Annotated in this window: 4 protein-coding genes and 1 tRNA gene; 3 read left to right on the top strand and 2 right to left on the bottom strand. The window is 56.3% G+C overall.

All coding sequences use genetic code 11. The features are described 5' to 3' along the window. Nucleotides 1-97: transposase (locus H7995_RS28355; RefSeq protein ID WP_244647842.1), on the top strand; the 97-nt coding region annotated here is incomplete at its 5' end. 50 nt (nucleotides 98-147) lie between these two features. On the opposite strand, the gene H7995_RS27985 is transcribed toward H7995_RS28355, so the two are convergent. Continuing rightward, complete coding sequence (locus tag H7995_RS27985) at nucleotides 148-474, bottom strand: Arc family DNA-binding protein (RefSeq protein ID WP_166592460.1); 327 nt, start codon at nucleotides 472-474, stop codon at nucleotides 148-150. 384 nt (nucleotides 475-858) lie between these two features. Between H7995_RS27985 and phnN the strand changes: the two genes are divergently transcribed. Both phnN and H7995_RS27975 read left to right on the top strand, forming a co-directional pair. Next, nucleotides 859-1,443, top strand: a complete 585-nt coding sequence (gene phnN / locus H7995_RS27980) for a phosphonate metabolism protein/1,5-bisphosphokinase (PRPP-forming) PhnN (RefSeq protein WP_185819313.1) — start codon at nucleotides 859-861, stop codon at nucleotides 1,441-1,443. A gap of 109 nt (nucleotides 1,444-1,552) precedes the next feature. Continuing rightward, nucleotides 1,553-1,629 (top strand) — tRNA-Arg (locus H7995_RS27975). A gap of 124 nt (nucleotides 1,630-1,753) precedes the next feature. On the opposite strand, the gene H7995_RS27970 is transcribed toward H7995_RS27975, so the two are convergent. Beyond that, on the bottom strand, nucleotides 1,754-2,257 hold the full coding sequence (locus tag H7995_RS27970) for a P-loop nucleotide/nucleoside kinase family protein (protein ID WP_166592459.1): 504 nt from the start codon (nucleotides 2,255-2,257) through the stop codon (nucleotides 1,754-1,756). Nucleotides 2,258-2,410 lie beyond the last annotated feature (153 nt).

The raw sequence follows: 2,410 nt of genomic DNA, 5'->3' as shown, positions 1-2,410 counted from the left end.
CAATCGAATAAAGGTCATCAAACGGATGGCGTACGGTTACCGGGATAGCGAGTTCTTTTTCATGAAGATCAAGAGCGTCTTTCCCGGTAATCCGTGAAGAACCAAAAAAAAGCCAGCGCGAGGCTGGCTTGAGCTTTCGGGATGTAATCAGGACGGGTTTGCGGCCATCTCTGCATCATGGGCAATCAACGACACCAGTGCATTTTGCTGGCGGTGGGAGAGCTGGCGGAAGCGTTGCAGCAGTTCACGTTCGTGCAGCGACAGTTCGGGGCTGTCCAGGCGCATGTTCAGGTCTTCGCCCAGTGCGCCTTCCTGAATAAGACTCTGCTCCAGGCGCGCGATGATTTCGGAGTTCATGCTGCGGTGATGGTTGCGTGCCACCTCGGCAATGCGTTCACGCATTCCGTCTGGCAGGCGTACGACGAACTTGTCAGCCGTACGGCTGGAATAAATTGCCTGTTTCAATGGGCGCATATATTTAACCGGTTAGTTCAGGGGAGCGGTTCTCGGAATTGGCCGCAGGATGTCTGTAGGACAAGCAAGGCAGCCAAATGTTCAACCTGAATTGATAAGAGGCCCGCATCATGCCTCAAAAATGCCAGATCCTTGGCGCCAATTCTGTGACAAATATTGAGCCTGAGGCAGGCGTTATGCCAGCACCAATTATCAGAAATGCGGACTGGTTTGAAAACTTAAATCCGCTCCGGATGCCTGGCCTTGCCCTTTTACCCGACGGACAGGGGGCTGCGCGTCCTTGTGTGCAAGCCGTGTACGCTCGTACGCCACTCCTCTACTTATACAGAGTAGTGGCAAATGGCCGATTTACTAGGGGGATTAGATCGTGAGGGGATATTGCGGGTGAGTGGCAGACTGGTTTATCTCATGGGGCCGTCCGGCTCTGGCAAGGACAGCCTGATCGATGCGGCCCGCGATGCTCTGGCGCAACTTGACTGCGTGGTGGCGCGTCGGGTGATTACCCGCTCGGCGGAATCTGTGGGGGAGGCTGTCCAGGGACTTACACCCCTGGCCTTTGCCGAACTGGCGCGTGAGGGCGGTTTTGCCCTGAGTTGGCGCGCCAACGGGCTGGATTACGGAATCCCGGTGCAGATCGATCAGTGGCTGGCGCAAGGGCTGCATGTGCTGGTCAACGGTTCCAGAGCTCATTTGTCTCTAGCGAAAGAGCGCTATCCGCAGTTGCTGCCCATTCTGTTGTCGGTGGATCCCGATGTCCTGCGTGAGCGCCTTCATCGCAGGGGTCGCGAAAGTCGCGAGGAGATCGAGGCCAGGCTGGCGCGTAATACCTTGTTTGCTGGCGGTGCGGTGGAGGACGAATCTGGCGGTATTTTCCTGCTGGATAATTCCGCCGAGCTGTCGACTACCCTGGCTCGCTTGCTGGCGTTGCTTGGTAATGAAGGGATCGTGGAAAAACCCCGTTCGGCGTGAGCGGGTCGTTGCCTACACTTAATAAGCCATACAGACGACATGACAAACGCTGGGCTGCCCGTTAACATGCTCGCCGTCCATCGCGCCGCAGTTCCTTGCGGGCGTCTGTGTCTCAGTAGCTCAATTGGATAGAGCATCCCCCTCCTAAGGGGAAGGTTGGCAGTTCGAACCTGCCCTGGGACACCACTCACATTGAATATCCTCAGCTGATATCGCTTGCGCGATCATTCCTTGTCCATGGGGCAAGGCAATCATGCTGCTGATGCTGAAAAGCCCTGCTCAGGCCATGCCTGGTGGGGCTTTTTTCGTTTCAGATGGAGTGCAGGTGGCTGATGATTTGGCATACGGCGTCGTCCGGTGAGAGCTGTGCCGTATCTATATAGAAGGGCGGTGTGTTCCACGTTTCATAGTCATGTGCCAGTACTGACGCCCAGGTCGGGGGTGTCAGGCCGGGGATGTCGGACGTGCGCGTTTCGATGCGTCGACGATGTTCTTCAGTGTCGGAGCAGATCACTTCTATATCCAGCAGCGCTGCGCCGGCGCTGGTTGCGGTGTCGCGCCAGGCGTTACGGCTTGCTGATACCGGATTGACACAGTCGACGATGACGGTGTGGCCAAGACGCAGATTGCTCAGGGCAAGCTCGTTGGCTACCCGGTAGCCGCTAGTGCCTACGTCCTGTGCGAGGACTGCGGCGTTGCGGATGGCTTGTTCGATGGTGTCGATCCGCAAGTAGACCGCTTGCAGTCGGCTAGCCAGGGACTTGGCGATCGTGGTTTTTCCTGTGCCGGGTAGGCCGCTGAATACAATAAGCATGAACTGTCCTGCGGGAGGAGATGCCGCATCTTCTCTATATAGAGGAGGTTTTGAAAGCAAAGCGCGGCCAGGTCCCCGATTTCAGGGGTTATCCAGACTGTTTTCGGCGTTTTGATAGAAAAACCAAATTAGCAGTTGACGGCAGATTCTATA

Source organism: Pseudomonas kielensis, assembly GCF_014236655.1.
Lineage (GTDB): Bacteria > Pseudomonadota > Gammaproteobacteria > Pseudomonadales > Pseudomonadaceae > Aquipseudomonas > Aquipseudomonas kielensis.
The sequence above is the reverse complement of the archived record's forward strand: the minus strand, read 5'-3'. Positions and strand labels throughout refer to the sequence as shown.